The sequence below is a fragment of the Streptomyces alboflavus genome (assembly GCF_000716675.1).
Taxonomy (GTDB): domain Bacteria; phylum Actinomycetota; class Actinomycetes; order Streptomycetales; family Streptomycetaceae; genus Streptomyces; species Streptomyces alboflavus.
This window is the reverse complement of the sequence record NZ_JNXT01000028.1, coordinates 1-19,897: the sequence shown is the minus strand read 5'-3', so window position 1 is coordinate 19,897 and position 19,897 is coordinate 1. Positions and strand designations below refer to the sequence as shown.

The 19,897-nt window shown below is 72.9% G+C and carries 16 protein-coding genes and 1 pseudogene; 8 read left to right on the top strand and 9 right to left on the bottom strand.

What is annotated here, in order from left to right; all coding sequences use genetic code 11:
* Window positions 1-251: 251 nt before the first annotated feature.
* The 4 genes from OO63_RS21645 (at window position 252) to OO63_RS21630 (ending at window position 5,697) form a co-directional block, all read left to right on the top strand.
* Complete coding sequence (locus OO63_RS21645) at window positions 252-1,250, top strand: hypothetical protein (protein WP_157854028.1); 999 nt, start codon at window positions 252-254, stop codon at window positions 1,248-1,250.
* A 91-nt stretch (window positions 1,251-1,341) separates the two neighbouring features.
* Complete coding sequence (locus OO63_RS42355) at window positions 1,342-2,622, top strand: DUF6777 domain-containing protein (protein WP_051811067.1); 1,281 nt, start codon at window positions 1,342-1,344, stop codon at window positions 2,620-2,622.
* 80 nt (window positions 2,623-2,702) lie between these two features.
* Entirely contained in the window at window positions 2,703-4,829 is a 2,127-nt protein-coding gene (locus OO63_RS21635; protein ID WP_030360814.1) for a SpoIIE family protein phosphatase, read from the top strand.
* A gap of 7 nt (window positions 4,830-4,836) precedes the next feature.
* Window positions 4,837-5,697 carry an Fpg/Nei family DNA glycosylase gene (locus OO63_RS21630; protein WP_030360813.1) on the top strand — a complete coding sequence of 287 codons (861 nt, stop codon included), beginning with the start codon at window positions 4,837-4,839 and terminating at the stop codon, window positions 5,695-5,697.
* A gap of 38 nt (window positions 5,698-5,735) precedes the next feature.
* On the opposite strand, the pseudogene OO63_RS47790 reads toward OO63_RS21630, so the two are convergent.
* The 3 genes and pseudogenes from OO63_RS47790 to OO63_RS21620 form a co-directional block, all read right to left on the bottom strand.
* Window positions 5,736-5,887: pseudogene (locus OO63_RS47790) on the bottom strand (TetR/AcrR family transcriptional regulator); the annotation flags it as partial.
* A 99-nt stretch (window positions 5,888-5,986) separates the two neighbouring features.
* Complete coding sequence (locus tag OO63_RS21625; protein ID WP_030360812.1) at window positions 5,987-6,661, bottom strand: zf-HC2 domain-containing protein; 675 nt, start codon at window positions 6,659-6,661, stop codon at window positions 5,987-5,989.
* A gap of 111 nt (window positions 6,662-6,772) precedes the next feature.
* Window positions 6,773-7,288: a hypothetical protein gene (locus OO63_RS21620; RefSeq protein ID WP_030360811.1), complete on the bottom strand. Its 516-nt coding sequence runs from the start codon at window positions 7,286-7,288 to the stop codon at window positions 6,773-6,775.
* A gap of 291 nt (window positions 7,289-7,579) precedes the next feature.
* Between OO63_RS21620 and OO63_RS21615 the strand changes: the two genes are divergently transcribed.
* Window positions 7,580-8,857: a CapA family protein gene (locus tag OO63_RS21615; protein WP_078619277.1), complete on the top strand. Its 1,278-nt coding sequence runs from the start codon at window positions 7,580-7,582 to the stop codon at window positions 8,855-8,857.
* Between the two features lie 27 nt (window positions 8,858-8,884).
* Here the strand turns inward: OO63_RS21615 and OO63_RS21610 are convergent, their stop codons facing one another.
* The 3 genes from OO63_RS21610 to OO63_RS21600 all read right to left on the bottom strand — a co-directional run bounded on the left by OO63_RS21610 (window position 8,885) and on the right by OO63_RS21600 (window position 11,566).
* Window positions 8,885-9,448 (bottom strand): dihydrofolate reductase family protein, encoded by a 564-nt coding sequence (locus tag OO63_RS21610; protein WP_030360809.1) that lies wholly within the window; start codon window positions 9,446-9,448, stop codon window positions 8,885-8,887.
* Between the two features lie 37 nt (window positions 9,449-9,485).
* Window positions 9,486-10,931 (bottom strand): amino acid permease, encoded by a 1,446-nt coding sequence (locus OO63_RS21605; RefSeq protein ID WP_031192675.1) that lies wholly within the window; start codon window positions 10,929-10,931, stop codon window positions 9,486-9,488.
* A gap of 164 nt (window positions 10,932-11,095) precedes the next feature.
* The gene (locus tag OO63_RS21600) at window positions 11,096-11,566 is read right to left on the bottom strand and encodes a universal stress protein (protein WP_030360807.1); all 471 of its coding nucleotides are present in this window, start codon (window positions 11,564-11,566) and stop codon (window positions 11,096-11,098) included.
* 261 nt (window positions 11,567-11,827) lie between these two features.
* Here OO63_RS21600 and lysX point away from each other — a divergent pair, with 261 nt between their 5' ends.
* Window positions 11,828-15,124 carry a bifunctional lysylphosphatidylglycerol synthetase/lysine--tRNA ligase LysX gene (gene lysX, locus OO63_RS21595; protein ID WP_030360806.1) on the top strand — a complete coding sequence of 1,099 codons (3,297 nt, stop codon included), beginning with the start codon at window positions 11,828-11,830 and terminating at the stop codon, window positions 15,122-15,124.
* A 107-nt stretch (window positions 15,125-15,231) separates the two neighbouring features.
* The gene (locus tag OO63_RS21590; RefSeq protein ID WP_030360805.1) at window positions 15,232-16,098 is read left to right on the top strand and encodes a polysaccharide deacetylase family protein; all 867 of its coding nucleotides are present in this window, start codon (window positions 15,232-15,234) and stop codon (window positions 16,096-16,098) included.
* A gap of 116 nt (window positions 16,099-16,214) precedes the next feature.
* On the opposite strand, the gene OO63_RS21585 is transcribed toward OO63_RS21590, so the two are convergent.
* The gene (locus OO63_RS21585; protein ID WP_030360804.1) at window positions 16,215-16,877 is read right to left on the bottom strand and encodes a class F sortase; all 663 of its coding nucleotides are present in this window, start codon (window positions 16,875-16,877) and stop codon (window positions 16,215-16,217) included.
* A 340-nt stretch (window positions 16,878-17,217) separates the two neighbouring features.
* Between OO63_RS21585 and OO63_RS21580 the strand changes: the two genes are divergently transcribed.
* Window positions 17,218-17,712, top strand: coding sequence for a hypothetical protein (locus tag OO63_RS21580; protein WP_030360803.1), 495 nt, complete (start codon window positions 17,218-17,220; stop codon window positions 17,710-17,712).
* Window positions 17,713-17,819: 107 nt separating this feature from the next.
* Here the strand turns inward: OO63_RS21580 and OO63_RS21575 are convergent, their stop codons facing one another.
* Both OO63_RS21575 and OO63_RS21570 read right to left on the bottom strand, forming a co-directional pair.
* Window positions 17,820-18,344 (bottom strand): hypothetical protein, encoded by a 525-nt coding sequence (locus OO63_RS21575; protein WP_030360802.1) that lies wholly within the window; start codon window positions 18,342-18,344, stop codon window positions 17,820-17,822.
* Window positions 18,345-18,904: 560 nt separating this feature from the next.
* Window positions 18,905-19,669 carry a bestrophin-like domain gene (locus OO63_RS21570; RefSeq protein ID WP_078619276.1) on the bottom strand — a complete coding sequence of 255 codons (765 nt, stop codon included), beginning with the start codon at window positions 19,667-19,669 and terminating at the stop codon, window positions 18,905-18,907.
* Window positions 19,670-19,897: the final 228 nt, after the last annotated feature.

The following is a 19,897-nucleotide window of genomic DNA, read 5'->3' as shown; positions in this document are numbered from 1 at the left end:
TCCGGGCGGTCACACAAGGCATGGCGGGGTACGGGGTCTTAAGGCGAAAGACGTAAACACTTAATGCGCGAACTCGGGGAAAGCGATGGTGTCGGAGAGCGACGCCGCCGCAACGATCAGTGCTCGTCCCGAGGTTGGCGGGGGCGAAAGGTGATGCGGAATCGACGCTTCGGATATTGACGTACCTGGTCCCGGCGGGGTTTGGTAGCGGGGCCGTGGGTCGTCATCTGTCATGCCGGGAGGCGGAATTCGTGACGGATACATCCGGGCTGACGCCGAGCAAGTCGAACAACTCGAACAAGTCGAACGGCCTGGAAACCAAAACTGAATCGGCTCTTTCGGTGGAAAGCCCCGCTCCGTTCGCCGCAGCCCTGCGCGAGGCGGTACGCCGGCGCGGGCTCCCCCTGGACCGCATCTGCGAGCGGCTGACCGCCCGCGGCATCCGCCTGACCCCCGCGACCCTCAGCTACTGGCAGCGCGACCGTACCCGGCCCGAACGCTCCGACTCACTGCGCGCGGTGGTCGCCCTGGAGGACATCCTCGACCTGCCGCCCGGCGGGCTCTCCGCACTCCTTCCGCCCCAACGCCCGCGCGGGCGGCGGGTCGCCCGCACCGACGAGCACGCGACCCGCCGCCTCTACGGCCAGGAGTCCTGGCAGGAGCAGGCGCTCGGGGAGTCCTTCGCGGACTTCAACCGGGACATCGTGGTGCTCCACACCCGCGAGGTCCTGCACCTGGACCGGCGCGGCTGCGTACGCCGTCTGATCGTGAATCACCTGGTCCGCGCCGTCTCCGACGGACCGGAACAGATGATGAATCTGCACTTTCTGGACGATCCCGACGGCGGTCTGCCCGAGGCGACCGTGCACTGCGGGCTGCTCAAGTCGCTGCGGCAGGACGCGGCCTCGGGCGGGGTCATGCTCCAGATCGGCTTCGGCCGTCCGCTGACGCTCGGCGAGACCATGGCCGTCGACTACGAGATCCGGACCACCCCCTACGACCGCCCGACCGGGTTCCACGAACGCGGCATACGCGGCAACCAGGACTCCTACCTCCTGCACGTGTACTTCCCCCACGACCGCCACCCGGCGCTCTGCCACTCGTACTACCGGGAGAACTCCTCCGCACCGCAGCGCAAGGTGCGCCCCCTGGCCGTGGACACCACCGGCACCGCCCACATGTACGCCGCGCAGTGCCGACAGGGCATCTACGGCATGAGCTGGCGGTGGCCGGACAACAGCTCGCCCTAGCCTGTCCCGCCCTGTCTCCGTTTGCGGGGCCCCGCCGCGCCCGCCAGACAATGAGGGACGAAATGCCCCGGCAACAGGCGGGAGACCCCCCGTGCGCGCAGCCACCAGAACGTGGGCCACGGCCCTCGGGATATCCGCGGCGCTGGCCGTCGCGGGATGCTCCGGTTCGGACAGCGGCGGCCAGGAGAAGAAGAAGCAGGCCGACAGCGGTCGTGAGCTGTTCCTCGAACCCGTGGCCGCCCAGGGCCCCGACCCCTTCACGGACTCCACCGCGCGGGCCGCCGAGACCCCGCCTCCCGTCACCCGTTCGCCGCAACCGTCCCCCAGCGGCTCCTCCTCGCCCGCCGACCAGGGCGTGCGCTCCCTCGCGGGCGGCACCCCCGGCCTGTACGGCGGCACCCAGCGCACCGGCAGCTGCGACGTCGGCCGCCAGGTCCAGTACCTGACCGCCGAGCCCGCGCGGGCCCGGGCCTTCGCCGGGGTCGTCGGCATCACGCAGGACCGCGTCCCCGCCTATCTGAGGGGCCTGACCCCGGTCGTCCTGCGCGCGGACACCCGCGTCACCAACCACGGCTACCGCGACGGGCGCGCCACCGCCTTCCAGTCCGTCCTCCAGGCCGGTACCGCCGTCCTCGTCGACGACCGCGGCCTGCCCCGGGTGCGCTGCGCCTGCGGCAACCCGCTGCGGCCCCCGGTCGCCTTCCGGCAGACGCCGACCCACAGCGGGCAGCAGTGGCAGGGCTACCGGCCCACCAAGGTGGTCGTGGTCACGCCCGCGCCCCGGCCGGTCACTGTCATCGTCATCGTGAACATCGTCAACAACACCTGGATCGAGCGGCGGACCGGCGACGAGCACTGCAGGGACGACAAGCCCGTGCCGCCCCCGAAGCCGTGGCCCACGGACCCCACCGATCCCACGGATCCGAGCGATTCCACCGATCCCGGCGATTCCAGCGATCCGACGGACGCCACCGACTCCACGGATCCCTCCGACTCCGGCGACCCGGACGACACCCGCGACCCCGACGAGTTCCAGGACCCTTCCGACAGCACGGACAGCACGGACAGCACGGACAGCACGGACAGCACGGACAGCACAGACAGCACGGACGGCACGGATCCGGCGGACCCCTCCGACCGCTCCGACACCACCGACCCGTCGGACGGCACGGACCCGGGCGACCCCGCAGACCCCTCGGATCCCACGGATCCCTCAGGCCCGTCCGACCGCGTTCCCGGCCCCGCCACCCCCGACCAGGACGGCACGTCCGTGGACTGCCCCACGCCGGGCACGGGCGACCCCTTCGGCGGCCCCCAGACCCCGCTCCCGCCCGGCTGCCCCACGCCCCCGGCCGCTGCCCGCGGCCGCTGACGGACGGCCGACCCTCGGACGCGCCGCAGGTCGGCGGCCGTCCACATGCGGCCGTCCGAGGGTCGGCCTAGCGTTGGCGCATGGACGCGGGCACGGGAGGTGTCGAGGCAGCGATGCGGCGCTGCGGCGGCGGCTCCGCATCCCCTGCCGACGGTGCCGCCTGCTGTTTTCTCGACACCTACGGCGCCGGGCTCGGGATGGGCGGCTTCGAGTGGGACCTCAGGAGCGGTGAGCTGCTGCTCGACGACGAGGGGCTCGCCCTCTTCGACCTGCGGCGCGAGGAGTTCGACAACCGGCCGCAGAGCCTCGCCGTCCGGGTGCCGCCGGGGGAGGGCCACCGCCTGGACATCCAGGTGTCGCAGGCCCTCAAGAACGGCGACAGCGGCTACGGCGCGTACTTCCGGGTGCGGCTGCGCGACGGCAGCCTGCACTGGCGGCACACCCAGGGCCACGTCCTGCGCGACGGCACGGGGCGCCCGCGGCACGTCGTGGGCATCGTGCGCGACGCCACCCGGGAGCTGAGCGACAGCACCGCGCACCGCGAGCGCGTGGAGGCGGAGGCGGACCGGCGCCGCCGCACCAGCGTCGTCCAGGGCACCACGGCGGCGCTCGCCCACGCCAGGACCGTCGCCGACGTCATCGACGTCCTCAGCGACGCCCAGGGCCTCGCGCACCTCGGCGCCTCGCACCTGGTGATGGGCCTGGTCGAGGCCGGCCGGATCCGGCTCGTCGCGGAGGGCCCGCCGGAGGGCTATGTGCCCGGCACCCGCCTCACCCGCGTCGACGAGGCGTACCCCATGAGCGAGGCCGTGCGCACGCTCTCGCCGCGCTACATCGAGACGCCGGAGGAGTTCGCCGCCTCCTACCCGCTGCTGTGGCCGCACATCGAGCACCTCGGGATCGCCTCGGCCGCCTATCTGCCGCTGATCGCCCAGGCCAAGCCGCTCGGCGTGCTCGGCCTGCTCTACCAGGACCGCACCGGCTTCACGCAGGAGGAGCGCACCGTCCTGGTGGCCCTCGGCAGCAGCATCGCGCAGAGCCTGCAACGAGCGATGTTCTACGAGCAGGAGAAGGACCTCGCCCAGGGCCTCCAGCAGGCGATGCTGCCCCGCTCCATCCCCGGCGTGCCCGGCGCCGACATCGCGGTGCGCTACCGCAGCGCGGCGGTCGGCCGGGACATCGGCGGCGACTGGTACGACGTGATCCCGCTGCCCGGCGGCCGCGTCGGCGCCGTCATCGGCGACGTCCAGGGCCACGACACGCACGCCGCCGCCGTCATGGGCCAACTGCGCATCGTGCTGCGCGCGTACGCCGCCGAGGGCCACACGCCCGCCACCGTGATGGCCCGCGCCTCCGGCTTCCTGCACGAACTCGACACCGAGCGCTTCGCCACCTGCCTGTACGCGGAGACCGACCTCAGCACCGGCGTGGTGCAGCTCGTGCGCGCCGGGCACATCGACCCGCTCCTTCGCCTCACCGACGGCACCTGCCGCCGGGTGCCCGTCGAGGGCGGCCTGCCGCTCGGCCTCTCCGCCGAGTTCGGGCGCCTCGACTACCCCGTCACCACCCTCGAACTCGACCCCGACCAGATGCTGCTGCTCTACACCGACGGCCTCGTCGAGGAGCCCGGCGCCGACCTCGACGACGGCACCCAGGCCCTCGCCGAGATGGTCTCCGTCGGCCCCAGCGACCTGGAGGACCTGGCCGACCTGCTGTGCGGCCGGGTGGACGACGGGCGGGGCGACGACGACGCCGCGCTGCTCCTGCTGCGGCGCCGCGTGATGGACGCGCCGCGCTCCGGCGGCCGCCTCCAGCAGCACGTCGCGCCGAACGACCCGGAAGCCCTCGCGGAGGCGCGGCACATGATCCGGGCCGCCGTGCGCGCGTGGGGCGCGCGGGACCGGGCCGACGAGATCGAGCTGGCCGCCGACGAACTGATCACCAACGCCCTCATGCACACCGAGGGCACCGCGATCGTCACCCTGCGGGTGGTGTCCGGCGCCGACCGGCGGCTCCGCGTCGACGTCGAGGACTCCTCCAGCGCGCTGCCGCGGCTGCGGGCGGCCTCCGACGACGGGGTGTCCGGGCGTGGCCTGCTGCTCGTGGACCGGCTCGCGGACGTGTGGGGTGTCGACTCGCGCGGCGGCGGGAAATGCGTGTGGTGCGAGTTCATCGTGCCCACGCGCGACGGTACGGGTGAGGGGTGAGGCGGTCGTGCCGGAACTGCCGGAGGTCGAGGCCCTGCGGGACTTCCTCGCCGAGGAGCTGACCGGGCGTGAGATCGTGCGGGTGCTGCCGGTGGCCATCAGCGTCCTGAAGACGTACGACCCGCCGGTGACCGCGCTCGAAGGGCGCGAGGTGACGGGCGTCGCCCGCCACGGCAAGTTCCTCGCCGTCGACGCGGGCGGGCTGTGGCTCGTCACGCATCTCGCCCGGGCGGGCTGGCTCCAGTGGAAGGACCCGCTGCCGAGCGGCGCGCCGAAGCCCGGCAAGGGCCCCCTGGCGCTGCGCGTGGCGCTCGCGACCGGCGCGGGCTTCGACCTCACCGAGGCCGGTACGCAAAAGCGCCTCGCCGTGTACGTCACGGACGACCCCGCGACCCTGCCCGGCATCGCCCGCCTCGGCCCCGACCCCCTGGCCGCGGACTTCACCCTGGAGCGGTTCGCGGGGCTCCTCGACGGCGAACGGCGCCGCGTCAAGGGCGCGTTGCGCGACCAGAGCCTGATCGCGGGCATCGGCAACGCCTACAGCGACGAGATCCTGCACGCCGCCCGCATGTCGCCGTACAAGCTCGCGGGCAGCCTCTCCGAGGAGGAGACACGGCGTCTGTACGAGGCGCTGCGGGCGACGCTGGACGAGGCGGTGGCGCGCTCGCGCGGGCTCGCCGCGGCGCGGCTGAAGTCCGAGAAGAAGTCCGGCCTGCGCGTGCACGGACGGGCCGGGCAGCCGTGCCCGGTCTGCGGCGACACGATCCGCGAGGTCTCCTTCGCGGACTCCGCCCTCCAGTACTGCCCCACCTGCCAGACCGGCGGCAAGCCGCTGGCGGACCGCCGCATGTCGCGACTCCTCAAGTAGCCCGCCCGGCAGGCAGACTGTCGGCAGGCGGACCACGGACGCGGGTCGGCCGCGTCGCGGGCCGGCGCACAGGTGTCGATCACGAACCTCGCGAGGGTCCGGCAGGCCGTGTCGCTCTGCGGCAGGCCGCGACCGGCGACTCCGCGTGGCGCAGCCGCATCGACTCCTCGTACTCCCGCGGAGCACGTGACTCCCTGCCCACCGGTCAGGGCCCGTCGCACCGGCCGCGCCGTCCGCCGCCGGTGCGCGAGCAGGCAACCCCGCTCCCCTGTGCCGGGGTTGCCCGGACCTACCGCGGCCGCAGCGTGAGCAGCCGCTCCCCGCTCTCGTCGCGGACCTCGAACCGGTCGATCCGCTCCCGCGGCAACGCGGTGCCGCCGCGCGTCTCCCACTCCCGCTCCGCCGTCCGCCCGGGCTCCGCGGGACCGGGCGCCCGCCATGTCGTCACGACCTCCCGGGACCCGTCGTCCCCGACGGCGACCAGCTCGCACACCCGGCGGCCCGCACCCCCGTCCCGCACCTGGATCCCGACCTCCGTGCCCCACGCGCGCTCCCGCGCGGTGAGCACGGCGGCCATCCCGCTGCGCCCGTCGTGCGCCGCGACCCGTACCGTCCCGTCGTCGCCGCCCGCGCTCAGGACCGCGGCCGCGGGTCCGACGACGGCGAGCACCACGCCCGCGGCGACGGCGCCGAGCCACCGCCGGCGGCGGGCCCTGCGGAGGCGCCCGGTCTCGTCGACGAGGCGGTCGAGGAGCCGGGGGCCGGGGGCCGCGGCCGGATCGAAGACGTGCGCGAGGGACCCGCCGTGGGCCTTGAGCAGCCGTGCGGGCACGGCGAGTTCGGACACCCGCTCCCGGCAGCGGACGCACTCCGTGAGGTGGTCCTCGAAGCGGAAGGCGTCCGCCTTGTCCAGGACGCCGAGCGCGTAGGCGCCGGCGTCACGATGCCGCTCCAGGGACCTCATGGCGTTCCTTGTCGGTGAGGGTGCTTCTCGCCCTCCCGTACGCAATCGGCCGGCGAATCACTCAAGGGCACACGAGGAATCACTCAAGGGCCGACGAGATCGAGTCCTCGGTCAGAAGAGCTGGATGGCCAGATGCCCGAGCGGCAGGCCGAGCCGCCACGCGGGGGTCCACACCTTGGGCCCGTCGTCCTCTCCGAAGACCGATCCGCCGCCGGGCACCGCGTCCAGGTCCGGCGCGAGGAGTTCCGTCTCCTCCAGCCAGCGCCACGCCGCCTCGGCGAGGACGAGGTCGGGTGCGGGGCCGCGCGCCGCCATCGCGTCGGCGGTGACGCCGTCCATGCGCTCGCGGACCCACTCCTGCCAGGGCTCGTCGTGCGCCGTCAGGGAGAGCCAGGTGTCGAGCTGCGAGACCACGCGGATGCAGGACAGCTCGCCGCGGGTGTCCGACAGGAAGATGGTCAGCGCGAGCGCGTCACGACCGGCCCGGTACTCGAAGGACGTGGGCGGCATCAGGTCGCCGGTGCGCAGCAACTCGTCCGCGATGTACTCGGCGTACAGCCAGGCCATCGGGACCGTCAGCTCGTCGCCGCCGGGGCCCTGGGTGCCGTCCGTGCTCTCGTGCAGCATCACGCTCCGCCTTCCTGTGCTCCGTGTACGCGTCACCGGCTTCTGGCCCCCCGACCCGGAACACGGATGAGGACAGCCGATTACCCAACGGGGGTGCTGAGCAAGGCGCTTTACGGATCCTTGACCTAGGGTGCGGTTTCGCCGCAGGTGAGGGCGGCTGTGTTCTTCGGGTCACATCACTCTGGGTTTAAGTCCGTTTCGGTGAATTGCACGGCATTGCTCCTTGACTCACCCTTGTATTCGTATGTGGATCGTTTTTACAGAAAAACTCCCCATACGGAAGTCCGGTCGATGACACAGCCCACACGCCCCGCCCGGCCCGGCCACCTCACGCAGCGCGACCGACACGGCCGCAGCACCCGGCACACCCGCCGCACCCGCCAGGCGCTGGCCGTCCTCACGGCGGCCCTCCTCGGCGCCACGGCTGCCTGCGCCGCCGAGCAGCCGTCCGCCGGGGGCGACAAGGAGCAGCGGCGGGCCCCCGTGGCTCGGCACCCGGCGCCCGCGCCGTCCGCCGCGGGCGGTGGCGCGGGGGACGCGCGGACCTTCACCCTGGTCGCCTCCGGAGACGTCCTGCCGCACGCCTCGATCATCCGCAAGGCGAACGCCGACGCGGGCGGCGACGGCTACGACTTCACGCCGATGCTCGCGGGCGCGCGGTCCGTGGTCGCCAAGGCGGATCTGGCGATCTGTCACATGGAGACGGTGTACGGCGCGAACGGCGACTACACGGGCTACCCCTCCTTCAAGTCGCCCCCGCAGGTGGCGACCGCGCTCCGGGCCACCGGCTACGACGCCTGTTCCACCGCGTCCAACCACACCCTCGACGACGGCGCGGCCGGCATCCACCGCACCCTGGCCGCCCTCGACCGCGCGGGCGTCAAGCACGCGGGCTCCGGCCGCACCGCCACCGAGGGCCGCTCCCCGGCCTGGCTGCGCGCGGGCGCCGCGAAGGTCGCCCAACTCGCGTACACGTACGGCACGAACGGCATCCCGATGCCCAAGGGCAAGCCCTGGTCGGTCAACCTCATCGATCGGGGCCGCATCCTGGCCGACGCCCGCGCCGCCCGGAAGGCGGGCGCGGACGTGGTGGTCGTCTCGCTGCACTGGGGCAGCGAGTGGCAGGACGCCCCCGACCGCCAACAGCTGCGCCTCGGAAAGCAGTTGACGTCCGCGCGCACCGCGGGGCGGCCGGACGTCGACCTGATCATCGGCACCCACGCACACGTCCCGCAGGCCTACGAGAAGGTCAACGGGACCTGGATCGTCTACGGCATGGGCGACCAGATCGCCGGCGACATGATCAACCACGCGGGCGCCCAGGACCCGCGCGGCAACCAGGGCACCGCGGGCCGCTTCACCTTTGCCGCCCCCGAACGCCCCGGCGACCGCTGGCAGGTGCGGAAGGCCGAGTTCGTGCCGTTCTGGTTCGACACGGACGCGGGCCGCGTCGTCAACCTCAACGCGGCCCTCGCCCGCGGCGCGGACGTCGGCGACGTCCGCGACCGCATCCGCCGGATCACGCTCAGCCGCGGGGCCGCCGAGGACGGCCTGGTGATGGGCCGTTAGACGGCGCCGAGGAGCTGGGTCCCGGCCTCAGCGCGCCACGCGGTAACGGAGCAGGACCGTACGTGAGTTGAACGTGCGCGTCTCGACGAGTTCAAGGTTCGCCCGGCGCTCGTGCCGGGGAAAGAACGGGGTGCCGCCGCCGACGAGCACCGGGTGGACCATGATCCGGTACTCGTCGATCAGATCCGCGGCGGCCGCCTCGGCGGCGAGGGTCGCGCCGCCGATCGCGATCTCGCCCTCCCCGGGCTCGGCCCGCAGGCGTTCGATCTCCTCGGCCACGCTGCCGGAGGCAAGCCGGGCGTTGCCCTCGACCTGGGACAGGGTGGTGGAGAACACCACCTTGGGGAGCGGGTTCCACAGTCCGATCCATTCGAGCCCGGCCGCGTCGATCGAGGGGTCCTGGTCGGCGGTCTCCCAGTACAGCATCGTCTCGTAGAGGCGTCGCCCCATCAGGTGGACGCCGACCTGCCGGATGTCCTCGATCCAGAAGCGGAAGACGTCCGGGTCGGGCTCCGTCCAGTCGAAGCCGCCGTCCGGCCCGACGATGTAGCCGTCGAGCGAGGCGCCCATCGAATAGGTCACGCTGCGCATCAGTGGTCCTCTCTCGGCAACGGGCCGGGCCGCGCGGCTACGGCGTGTCCTTCTGCGCCGTCCCCGACTCCGTCCGGGCCAGCTCCGACTTGCGGTAGGAGTACGCGAAGTACACCACCAGGCCGAGCGCGAACCACACGGCGAAGCGGACCCAGGTCTGCCACTCCAGGAACGTGATGAGCCAGATCGAGAAGACGACGCCGATCGCGGGCACCACCGGCATGCCGGGGCAGCGGAACGTGCGCGGCAGGTCGGGCTGCTTGTAGCGCAGCACGATCACCGCGATGCAGACCACGACGAACGCCAGCAGGATGCCGATGTTGGTCAGCTCGGCGGCCTCGCCGATCGGCAGGAACCCGGCGATGGCGGCGGACGCGACGCCCACGATCCAGGTGACGCGGGTCGGCACGTGCCGGGTCTCGCTGGTCTTCGCGAACCACTTGGGCAGCAGCCCGTCGCGGCTCATCGAGAACCACACGCGCGTGCAGCCCAGCATGAACGTGAACATCACGGTGAGGATGCCGATGATCGCGCCGACGGCGATGACGTCCGCGAGCCCGCCGAGGCCCGCCGCCTTGAACGCGGAGGAGAAGCCGCTCTCCGGGTCGATGTCCTTGTAGTCCTGCATGCCGGTGAGGACCAGGCAGGCGAGGACGTACAGGACCATCGAGACGGCGAGCGAGTACAGGATCGCCTTCGGCATGTGGCGCTGCGCGTCCTTGGACTCCTCGGCGGCCGTGCTCATCGCGTCGTACCCGAACACCGCGAAGAACACGGTGGCCGCGCCCGTGAAGGCGCCGCTGACGCCGAACGGGAAGAACGGCGAGTAGTTGCCCGTCTCGACGTGGAAGAAGCCGACGCCGATGACGAGCAGGACGACGAGGACCTTCAGGACGACGACGACCATCTCGAAGCGCGCCGCGTTCTTGATGCCGAGGGTGAGCATGTACGCGATGAACAGGCACAGGACGGCGGCGAACAGGTCGACCTTGTGGCCGTCGCCGGTGCCGGGCGCGCCCAGCATCCAGGTGGGCAGCTCCGCGCCCATCTCGCCGAGGAGGAAGTTGAAGTAGCCGGAGATGCCGATCGCGACCACCGCGACGATCGCCGTGTACTCCAGGATCAGGTCCCAGCCGATGAACCACCCGACCAGCTCGCCGAGGACGGCGTACCCGTAGGTGTACGCCGAGCCCGCCTTCGGGATGAGCCCCGCGAACTCCGCGTAGGAGAAGGCGGCCGCGGCGCTCGCCACGCCCGCGATCAGGAACGAGATGAGGACCGCGGGGCCCGCCTTCTCGTTGGCGACGGTGCCCGCGAGCGTGAAGATGCCCGCCCCGATGATGCCGCCCACGCCGATCGCGGTGAGCTGCCACAGGCCGAGCGTGCGGGTGAGCTGCGTGCCCGCACCGCCCACCTCGGTCTCCTCGATGCGGTCGATGGGCTTGCGGCGCAGGACGCCCTGCCCCGGTCGTAGTCCGGCCATGAGCCTCACCTCTTCGCTGGCGGCGGTCGGCTGATGGCCGATCATGATGGCCCGGCGGCCGGAGGCGGGGAAGACGCCACGCACCCGGCGCGCGCCCGGGCGCACGCCGGGGACGAGGTTCGCCCGGTCGGCCTACGACGGCCTCGCGAGGTGTCCCGGGGGCGCTACGGCACCACGGTGACCGGCCAGCGCCCCGCCTTCACCAGGCGCACCGCGACCGAGCCGACGATGCGGTGTCCCGCCTGCTCGGACGCGCCGACCACGACGGCGTCCGCCTTGAGCTCGTCGGATGCGGAGACCAGGCCGTTGTAGGGGTCGCCGCGGAAGGTGTGGAACTCCCAGCGCACGTCGAATATCCCCTTCACGCGCTCCGTCGCCTCGCGGATCTCGGCGATCAGGTTCTCCGCGATCGCCTCGGTGGTGTCCGCGACGGGCGCGCCCAGGGCCGCGCCCGCTGCGAGGACCGGCTGGACGTACACCACGGCAAGCAGCGCCCGCTGCCGCCGCGCCAGGCCTCCGGCATATGCCGCTGCGCGCAGCGAGGAGTCCGAGCCGTCGACCCCGACGACGATCACCTTCGGCCCGTCGGTGCCGCGTTCGAACTGGTGGGCCTGTTCAGGGGCGTCTTCCGTCACCCTCCGAGGCTAGCCCAGGCCCCGGGGCCTGGGGTGCGGAGGGCCCCGTCAGGGGCGCGGGGCCTGGGGCGCGGAGGGGGCCCCGTAAGGGGCGCGGGGAACTGCGCGACCAGCCCCCACAAAGCCGCAGACGCGTCTGCCGGGATCCCAGCAGACGCGTCTGCGGATCCTCGCGCGCTGAGCGCGCAGTTCCCCGCGCCCCTTACGGGGCCGACCTCGGCCGACGGGCGGGCCGGGCCCGGGGTTCCTAGAGTCGGGTGCATGAGTGAGTCCGTGGCCGAGCCGGGCGCAGCCCCCGCGGCGGAGCGACGCCGCACCCTGGCCAAGGTCCCGGAGGGCTTCGCCCTCTTCTTCGGCGCCCTGGGCCTCTTCTGCGCCGTCCTGGCCGTCATCGCGCCGCTCAGGCACCTGCTGCGGCCGGTGATCCGCTTCCTCGACCTGATCACCGTCCCTGTCAGTGCGAACCTCGCGTACGCCGTCTTCCTCTTCCTGCTCGCCGCCGCCATCGCGGCCCGCAAGAAGGTCGCGTGGTGGCTCGTCGTCATCTACCTGGGCCTGCTGCTCGCCTTCGACGTGCTCGGCATCGCCCTCGGCTACTGGGCCGAGTCGGTGCCGTCCCTGGTGGTGTGCGGCGTCGCGCTGGTGTTCCTGATCCGGGCGCGCGGCGAGTTCTACGCCGACTCCCGGCGCGGGGCCGTGCGCCGAGCCGTGGGCGTGCTGGCCGCCGGGCTCGGCGTGGCGGTGCTGCTCGGCTGGGGCCTGGTCGAGCTGTTCCCGGGGACGCTGCCGCGCGGCGAGCGGCTGCTGTGGGCCGCGAACCGGGTCTTCGGCGGCCTCATCCACGGCCACGACTACTTCGACGGTGCGCCGCCGCGCCCGCTGTTCTTCTTCCTCGGCCTGTTCGGCGCGCTCGCGCTCCTGAACGCCGCGATGACGCTGTTCCGCTCCCAGCGCATGGAGGCGGCGCTGCACGGCGACGAGGAGCCCCGCATCCGCGCCCTGCTCGGCGCCTACGGCGACCAGGACTCTCTCGGCTACTTCGCGACGCGCCGCGACAAGGCCGTCGTCTTCTCGCCCAGCGGCAAGGCCGCCGTGACCTACCGCGTCGAGGCCGGTGTCTGCCTGGCCAGCGGCGACCCCGTCGGCGACCGCGAGGCCTGGCCGCGCGCGATCGGCGCCTGGCTGGACGTGGCCCGGCGCTACGCCTGGGCGCCGGCCGTGATGGGCGCCTCCGAGGAGGGCGCGAAGGCCTTCGCCCGCGCCGGGCTCGGCGCTCTGCAACTCGGCGACGAGGCGATCCTGCACGTGTCCGGCTTCGACCTGGACGGCCGCGACATGCGTGTCACGCGCCAGGCCGTGAACCGGGTCCGCCGCAGCGGCGCCACCGCCCGCGTCCGCCGCCACTCCACCCTCACCGACGAGGAGATGGAGGAGATCATCGACAGGGCGGACGCCTGGCGGGACACCGAGACAGAGCGCGGCTTCTCCATGGCCCTGGACCGGCTCGGCGACCCCGAGGACGGCGACTGCCTGCTCGTCGAGGCCCTGGACGCCGACGGGCGCCTGCTCGCGCTGCTCTCCCTCGTGCCGTGGGGCCGCGACGGCATCTCCCTGGACCTGATGCGCCGCGACCGCAGCGCGCCCAACGGCGTCATGGAGTTCATGGTCGCCGAACTCTGCGCGGTGGCACCGAAGTTCGGCGTCAAGCGGATCTCGCTGAACTTCGCCGTGTTCCGGTCGGTCTTCGAGGAGGGTGCCCGCATCGGCGCGGGCCCGGTCCTTCGGCTGTGGCGCCGACTGCTGCTGTTCTTCTCCAAGTGGTGGCAGCTGGAGGCCCTGTACCGCTCCAACGCCAAGTACCACCCCGAGTGGTACCCGCGCTTCATCTGTTACGGCGACACCGGCTCGCTCGCCCGCATCAGCCTCGCCTCCGGCATCGCCGAGGGCTTCGTCTCCGTGCCGTCGCTGCGCAAGCTCTGGGGCAAGGGCCACACCAAGCCGCGCGGCGTCACCAAGCCCGCCACCACCGAGGGCCTGCCGTCCATCACCGCGCTCGGCCTCGGCGCGGCCGCCGACACCGCCCGCGACCCCGTGGAGTCCCTGCCCGAGCAGATCCGCATCCGGCACCGCAAACTCGACCGGTTGCGAGCCGACGGCATCGACCCCTACCCGGTCGGCATCACCCCCCGCACCCACGAACTGGCAGCGATCAAGCCCGAGATGACGGGTGCTCAGGTGATGGTCGCGGGCCGCGTCATGCTCGTACGCGACTTCGGCGGCGTCGTCTTCGCCGTGCTCCGCGACTGGTCCGGCGACCTCCAGCTCGCCTTCACCCGCGATCGTTCGGGCTCCGACGTCCTCGACTCCTTCACCGCGGGCACCGACATCGGCGACCACATCACCGCGAGCGGCGAGGTCGGCCGCAGCGAGCGGGGCGAGCTGACCGTCTTCGTCACCTCCTGGCAGCTCACCGGCAAGTGCCTGCGCCCGCTGCCCGACAAGCGCCGCGGCCTCGCCGACCCCGAGGCCAAGGTCCGCCGCCGCTATCTCGACCTGGTCGCGAGCCCCGCCGCCCGCGACGCCGTGCGCGCCCGCTCCACCGCCGTCCAGGCCCTGCGCCAGGGCCTGCTCGACCGCGGCTACCTGGAGGTCGAGACACCGATGCTCCAGCAGATCCACGGCGGCGCCAACGCCCGCCCCTTCACCACCCACATCAACGCCTACGACCTCGACCTGTATCTGCGCATCGCCCCCGAGCTGTACCTGAAGCGGCTCTGCGTCGGCGGCATGGAGAAGGTCTTCGAGATGGGCCGCACCTTCCGCAACGAAGGCATCTCCTACAAGCACAACCCCGAGTTCACGATGCTGGAGGCCTACCAGGCCTTCGCCGACTACGACGTGATGCTCGACCTGACCCGCGAACTCATCCAGGGCGCAGCGACCGCCGCCTTCGGCACCCCGATCGCCCGCAAGGCCGACGCCGACGGCACCGTCACCGAGTACGACATCTCCGGGGCCTGGCCGGTCAAGACCGTGTACGGCGCGATCTCCGAGGCGCTGGGCGACGAGGTCGACGCGGACACGGAGCTGCCCGCCCTGCACCGGCTCTGCGACCGCGCCCACGTCCCGTACACGATCGACGACGGCCGCGGCGACATCGTCCTGGAGATGTACGAACGCCTCGTCGAGGAGCGGACGACGCTGCCCACCTTCTACAAGGACTTCCCCACCGACGTCTCCCCGCTCACCCGCCAGCACCGCGCCGACCCGCGCCTCGCCGAGCGCTGGGACCTCGTCGCCTTCGGCACCGAACTGGGCACCGCCTACTCGGAGTTGACCGACCCCGTCGAACAGCGACGCCGCCTCACCGCGCAGTCGCTGCTCGCCGCCGGGGGAGACCCCGAGGCCATGGAGCTGGACGAGGACTTCCTCGACGCCCTGGAGTACGCCATGCCGCCCACCGGCGGCCTCGGCATCGGCGTCGACCGGCTCGTCATGTTCCTCACCGGCCTGACCATCCGCGAGACGCTGCCGTTCCCGCTGGTCCGCCGCCGCTGACCGGCCCCCGCCGCCGCGCGCGGCCAGGCTGGTCCCATCGGGTGCATTCCCGCGTCCCGCCGGTGTCGCGGAGGCGTCGCGGCCTTCGGCCATGCGACGGATTAATGATGAAAACCGATCAGATGCCTTCGGGGCGCCGTGCGCTGCTCCGCTGTGCCGCCGTGCTCGGCGCGGCCACCACGGCCCGGCTCCTGACCGCGGACACGGCCGCGACCCCCGGCCGCGCCCCGTCCGGGGCCGCCGCGGCCGGACCCGCCGCGGGGCCGGGGGCCGCCCGCCCGGCGAAGTCCCCGGCGCGGGCCGCCGCGTACCGGCTGCGTCCCATGACCGGGTACGGGCCCCAGCGCGGCGCCCCCGCCCGCCCGCCGGTGCGCCGCGCGCCGATCCTGCGGCTGCCGGGACGCGTCCGCTCCATGGTCCTGAGCTTCGACGACGGGCCCGACCCGCGCTACACCACGGACATCCTGCGCACCCTGCGGCGGCACGACGCCCGCGCGATGTTCTTCGTGTGCGGCGAGATGGCGGCGGCCCACCCGGACCTGCTGCGCGCGATGGTCGACGACGGGCACGTGATCGGCAACCACACCTGGAGCCACCCGCTGCTTCCGCGCCTCTCGCGCGCGTCGATCCGCCGGCAGATGGAGCGCACCTGCGACATCGTGGACGCCACCGTGGGACGGCCACCGGAGTGGTTCCGGGCCCCGTACGGTGCGTGGAACCGGGCGGCCTTCGAACTCGGCGCGGAACTCGGCATGGAGCCCCTCGCCTGGACCGTGGACACCCTCGACTGGCGCACCCCCGGCACCGGCACCATCGTGCGCCGCGTCCTCGGCGGCGCGGGCCCCGGCGTCGTGGTGCTCTCGCACGACGCGGGCGGCGACCGCTCGCAGAGCGTGCAGGCGCTGCGGGCCTATCTGCCGGAGCTGCTGGACGCCGGGTACCGGCTCACGGTGCCGAGCCGCTATCGGGTCTAGGCGCCGGGCCGGTGCCGCGCACGGGTGCCCGGACGGGCCGAGGCGTGCGGGCATGCGGAAGGGGCGCGGGCGCTGCGCCCGCGCCCCGGGTCGTTCCGGCCACCCGGCTCAGCGCCTCAGCGCACCTCGACGAGGCGGGCGAACACCACGACGTTCCCGTCGTAGCCGTCTCGCTTGGAGAAGCCGCCGCCGCAGGTGATGACCCGCAGCTCGGGGGTGGCGCCGCTCGCGTACACGCGGCCGCCGGGGAAGTTGTTCTTCTCGAAGACCTCGATGCCGTAGATCTCGAAGACGGCCGTGCGCCGGTCCTTGCGCAGGACCTCGACGCGGTTGCCCTTCTTGAGCGAGCCGAGGCCGTAGAAGACGGCGGGCCCCCGCTGGTTGTCGACGTGCCCGACGACCACCGCCGTGCCCTTCTCGCCCGGCGACACCGCGCCGGTGAACCACCCGGCCAGATTGGGGTCGTCCGGCGGCGGCGCGTCCACCCAGCCCTCCGCGTCCAGGCCGACCGCCACCACGGGCGCGTCGACCCGGATCGCCTTGATCCGGACGCGGTCGGCGGGGGAGAACGCCAGCGGCGCGGGGGCGTTCGACCTGGCGGGCGCGCGGTCCGCCGCCGCGGCCGACGCGGGCTGCGGCGGGCCGACGTCGAACTCGCCGGAGCCGTTGCGGATCAGGGCGAGACCGGTCAGCAGGACCAGCGCCATGACGCCCCACGGCGCGCGTTTCCGCTGCCTTTCCTCCTCGTCGAATTCTTCCGAAGGCTGGGACGAAGACATTCTCTATCCCCTCTCAACGCGGCATTTCGGCCGCGTCCATTGCGCGTGGGAAAAACGCTATGCGCAGCGCGCGCGGCGTGCGAAAGGGCGGGCGCGAACGGGTGGCGACGACCGGGGGTCTGCGCCATCCGAGTCGTCGCCCGCAGGAAATTTCTGACGGTCCGTGACCTGCGGCAATATCCGCTCGCGCGGACGCGCTCCGGCGTGTCACCTCACCAGGACGGCCGATTCCCGAAATGCGGCTCCACGCAGGCCGTCTGAGGGTCTATCTGGGAGGCGCTCTCGCCGATCGACCGGGGAAATGGTGTCCCCGGGGCGCCTGCCGCGGAGGAAGATAACCATGCGCAATTCTCGTGCTCTGGCGGCCGTGGTCGCCGCAGGCGCCCTGGTCGGGTTCGCGGCGCCGTCCGCCGCGGCCTGGGCGGAACCGAGCAACATCGTCGCCATGCCCAGCGTCATCGCCAGGGGCGGCCAGCTGACCGTCACCGTCGACGGCAGCTCCTGCAGCTCGCCCGGCAGCTACGTCGAGTCACCGGCGTTCCCGCGGACCAACCTGCACCACATCCAGGGCGGCACCACCGCGAGCGCGACCGTCAAGGTCAACCACAACGCCCACCCCGGGGCGTACGACATCACGGCGAACTGCGGCGGCAAGCCGCTGACCCGGCCCGCCGCCTTCACGGTCATCCACGGCGGTGTCCGCGGCGGCATCGGCGGCAGCACCACGTCCGGGGCGACGCGGACCGACATGGCGATCGGCGGGGCCCTGGTGGCGGCCGCGGCTGTCGGCGGCGGGGTGTTCTGGATGCGCCGCCGGTCCGAGAGCAAGGCCTGACGGCTCCCGCGGCCGGACGGGACGTGACGGCCCGTCCGGCACCCACACGGCCGACCGGCCCGGCGCGTCCCCTTCCGCGCCGGGCCGGCCGCCTGTGCCGGGGTGGGTCAGGACTCGTCCTGGCCGGTGCGCCGCCGGGTCCAGTAGTACGCCGTGCCGAGGACGCCCGCGATGAGGGCGCCGCCCAGGGCGAGCTGCTGGGCGTCGAAGCCGCCCGAGCTGCCGCCGACGCCCGCCTTGACGCCCCGGGTGTGGTGCGGGGTGGGGTGGTGGCTGGGGTTGCTGCCGCCGACGATGGTGAGGTCGGTGGTGCCCGACTCCTGGCCGCAGGTGAACGTCACCTCGTACATGGCACCGGGTTTGGCGTCCCAGAAGACCATCGCGGTGGCCGACGACTGGCCCTTGGGGATGGTCACGTCGTCGAAGACGCCCGACGTCACCTTGGTGTTGTGCTCGCAGCCGTCGACGCTGAGCGTGACCTGGCCGCCCGCGGCGATCGTCGACGGCGTGACCCGGAAGCCGAACGACGTGATGTTCTCCTCGCCCGCGACGGCCGCGGACGCCGGGGGCGCGGTGAGGGCGAGGGCGGTGGCGGTGAGCAGAGCGGCCGAAGCGACGCGTATCGCGCGCATGAGCAATTCCTCCGGGTCCCCGAGGAGCAGCCGCGGACCTTCTTCCGCTTGCGCCTGATATGCACCTCGATGTCCCGAACGCTAGGCAGGGCCTGGGGCGTACGCGATCGGTGTCGTGCGAACGGGGCATTCCTGTGGGCCGGACAGGGGAACGCGGCGGCGTGGCGCGGCGGTGCGGGTGCGGGGATGTGGCACGGCGTCAGGCGGGACCGAGGGGCCGGTCGGACCTGGTCGTGGCCGGGCCGGGCGGGGCGCGGGCGGAAGGTGTACGTCCGGTGCTCGCGGGTCCGTGCGGGTCACACGCCGTGTGCGCGCCGCGCACACATCGGCCCGGCGCACACACTCCCCGCGGGGTGGGTGTGGGGGGTTTGATGACGCATATGCCGCACGGATGGAACGCCACGGGGGAACACGGGGGCGTCCGGCGGCTGGGCCACCGGTACTTCCCCAGGGCCGGTGGCCCCCGCGGTCGCCGGGCGGGATCGGATCCGTGCCTCCCGAAGGGTTGATCCCCGCCCGGCTCAGGCCTGCCTCGCGCCGTCGTCCCCTCCTGACAGGCCCTAGTCGCGCGCGTCCGGGAACAGCGACTCGAACGGCTCCGCCGTCGCCGTGATGCCGCGGCTGTAGGGCGCGTCGAAGTCCCAGATGAGGAAGAGCAGAAAGGCGATCAGGGCGGAGAAGAGTCCGGCGAGGATCAGTTCGCGGGCGGTGCGGCGGATCTGGAGGGCGAAGATGAGGCCCACCGTGACGAGGCCGCCGGTGATGAGGCCGAACCAGACGACGCCCGGCATGGTGGCCTCCGCGCTGTCGGCACGGGCGCCGCGGGCGTCGTCGGCGAGCGCGACCTGGTCGATCAGGGGCTGGTAGGCCTGGGCCTGGAAGTCGGACTTCGGTTCGTAGTCGGTGACGTCGTTGCGCAGCCGGTCGAGGAGTTCGTCCCCGCGCTCGGTCATCTCGCCACGCTTGGTCATGGCGTCCCACTCCGTGTTCACGACATGGCCGACATACGCCCGTACATCGTCACGGATCCTGTCCCGGGCCTCCTGCGGGTACACCCGGACCCGCTCGTGGACCTCGTGCAGGGCCTGGGCCTCGGCACGCACATGATCCTGGGCGGCGCTGCGGGCCTCCCACACCCCGGCGATGGCGAGGCCGAGGACGATGGCGTACACCACGCCGATCATCATCGTCATGTACTCCATGACGTCCGGCGTTTCCGAAGTGTCGTAGTCCGTGGAGGTTCGTCGGTGCCGGAGCACCACGATGACGAGGACGACGGCGCACGCGGCGGCCATCGCGAGGGTGAGAACAAGCCATTCCGACAAGGGTTCCTCCGGCGGTCAGCGCGGTCGCAGCGCGGCGACGGCGAACACCGCGGGCGCGGTGACGAGCAGGGTGAGCGAGACCAGGGACGGCCCGTCGCGGGGCGGCTGCTTGCGCGGCGGCGCGTGGTACACGGGGTAGGCGACGGGCGGGGGTGACGGGGCGGGGCGACGGGTCTTGGGTGGGGTCGGGGGCTGTCTCTTATACACATCTGACGCTGCCGACGATAC

What these genes read in the sequence shown, in the direction of transcription:
- OO63_RS21590 (WP_030360805.1), top strand. Translation starts at nt 15,232, where the DNA reads ATGAAAACCGATCAGATGCCTTCGGGGCGCCGTGCGCTGCTCCGCTGT.
- OO63_RS21585 (WP_030360804.1), bottom strand. Translation starts at nt 16,877, where the DNA reads ATGTCTTCGTCCCAGCCTTCGGAAGAATTCGACGAGGAGGAAAGGCAG.
- OO63_RS21605 (WP_031192675.1), bottom strand. Translation starts at nt 10,931, where the DNA reads ATGGCCGGACTACGACCGGGGCAGGGCGTCCTGCGCCGCAAGCCCATC.
- OO63_RS21620 (WP_030360811.1), bottom strand. Translation starts at nt 7,288, where the DNA reads ATGCTGCACGAGAGCACGGACGGCACCCAGGGCCCCGGCGGCGACGAG.
- OO63_RS21580 (WP_030360803.1), top strand. Translation starts at nt 17,218, where the DNA reads ATGCGCAATTCTCGTGCTCTGGCGGCCGTGGTCGCCGCAGGCGCCCTG.
- OO63_RS21625 (WP_030360812.1), bottom strand. Translation starts at nt 6,661, where the DNA reads ATGAGGTCCCTGGAGCGGCATCGTGACGCCGGCGCCTACGCGCTCGGC.
- OO63_RS21635 (WP_030360814.1), top strand. Translation starts at nt 2,703, where the DNA reads ATGGACGCGGGCACGGGAGGTGTCGAGGCAGCGATGCGGCGCTGCGGC.
- lysX (WP_030360806.1), top strand. Translation starts at nt 11,828, where the DNA reads ATGAGTGAGTCCGTGGCCGAGCCGGGCGCAGCCCCCGCGGCGGAGCGA.
- OO63_RS21575 (WP_030360802.1), bottom strand. Translation starts at nt 18,344, where the DNA reads ATGCGCGCGATACGCGTCGCTTCGGCCGCTCTGCTCACCGCCACCGCC.
- OO63_RS21610 (WP_030360809.1), bottom strand. Translation starts at nt 9,448, where the DNA reads ATGCGCAGCGTGACCTATTCGATGGGCGCCTCGCTCGACGGCTACATC.
- OO63_RS21615 (WP_078619277.1), top strand. Translation starts at nt 7,580, where the DNA reads ATGACACAGCCCACACGCCCCGCCCGGCCCGGCCACCTCACGCAGCGC.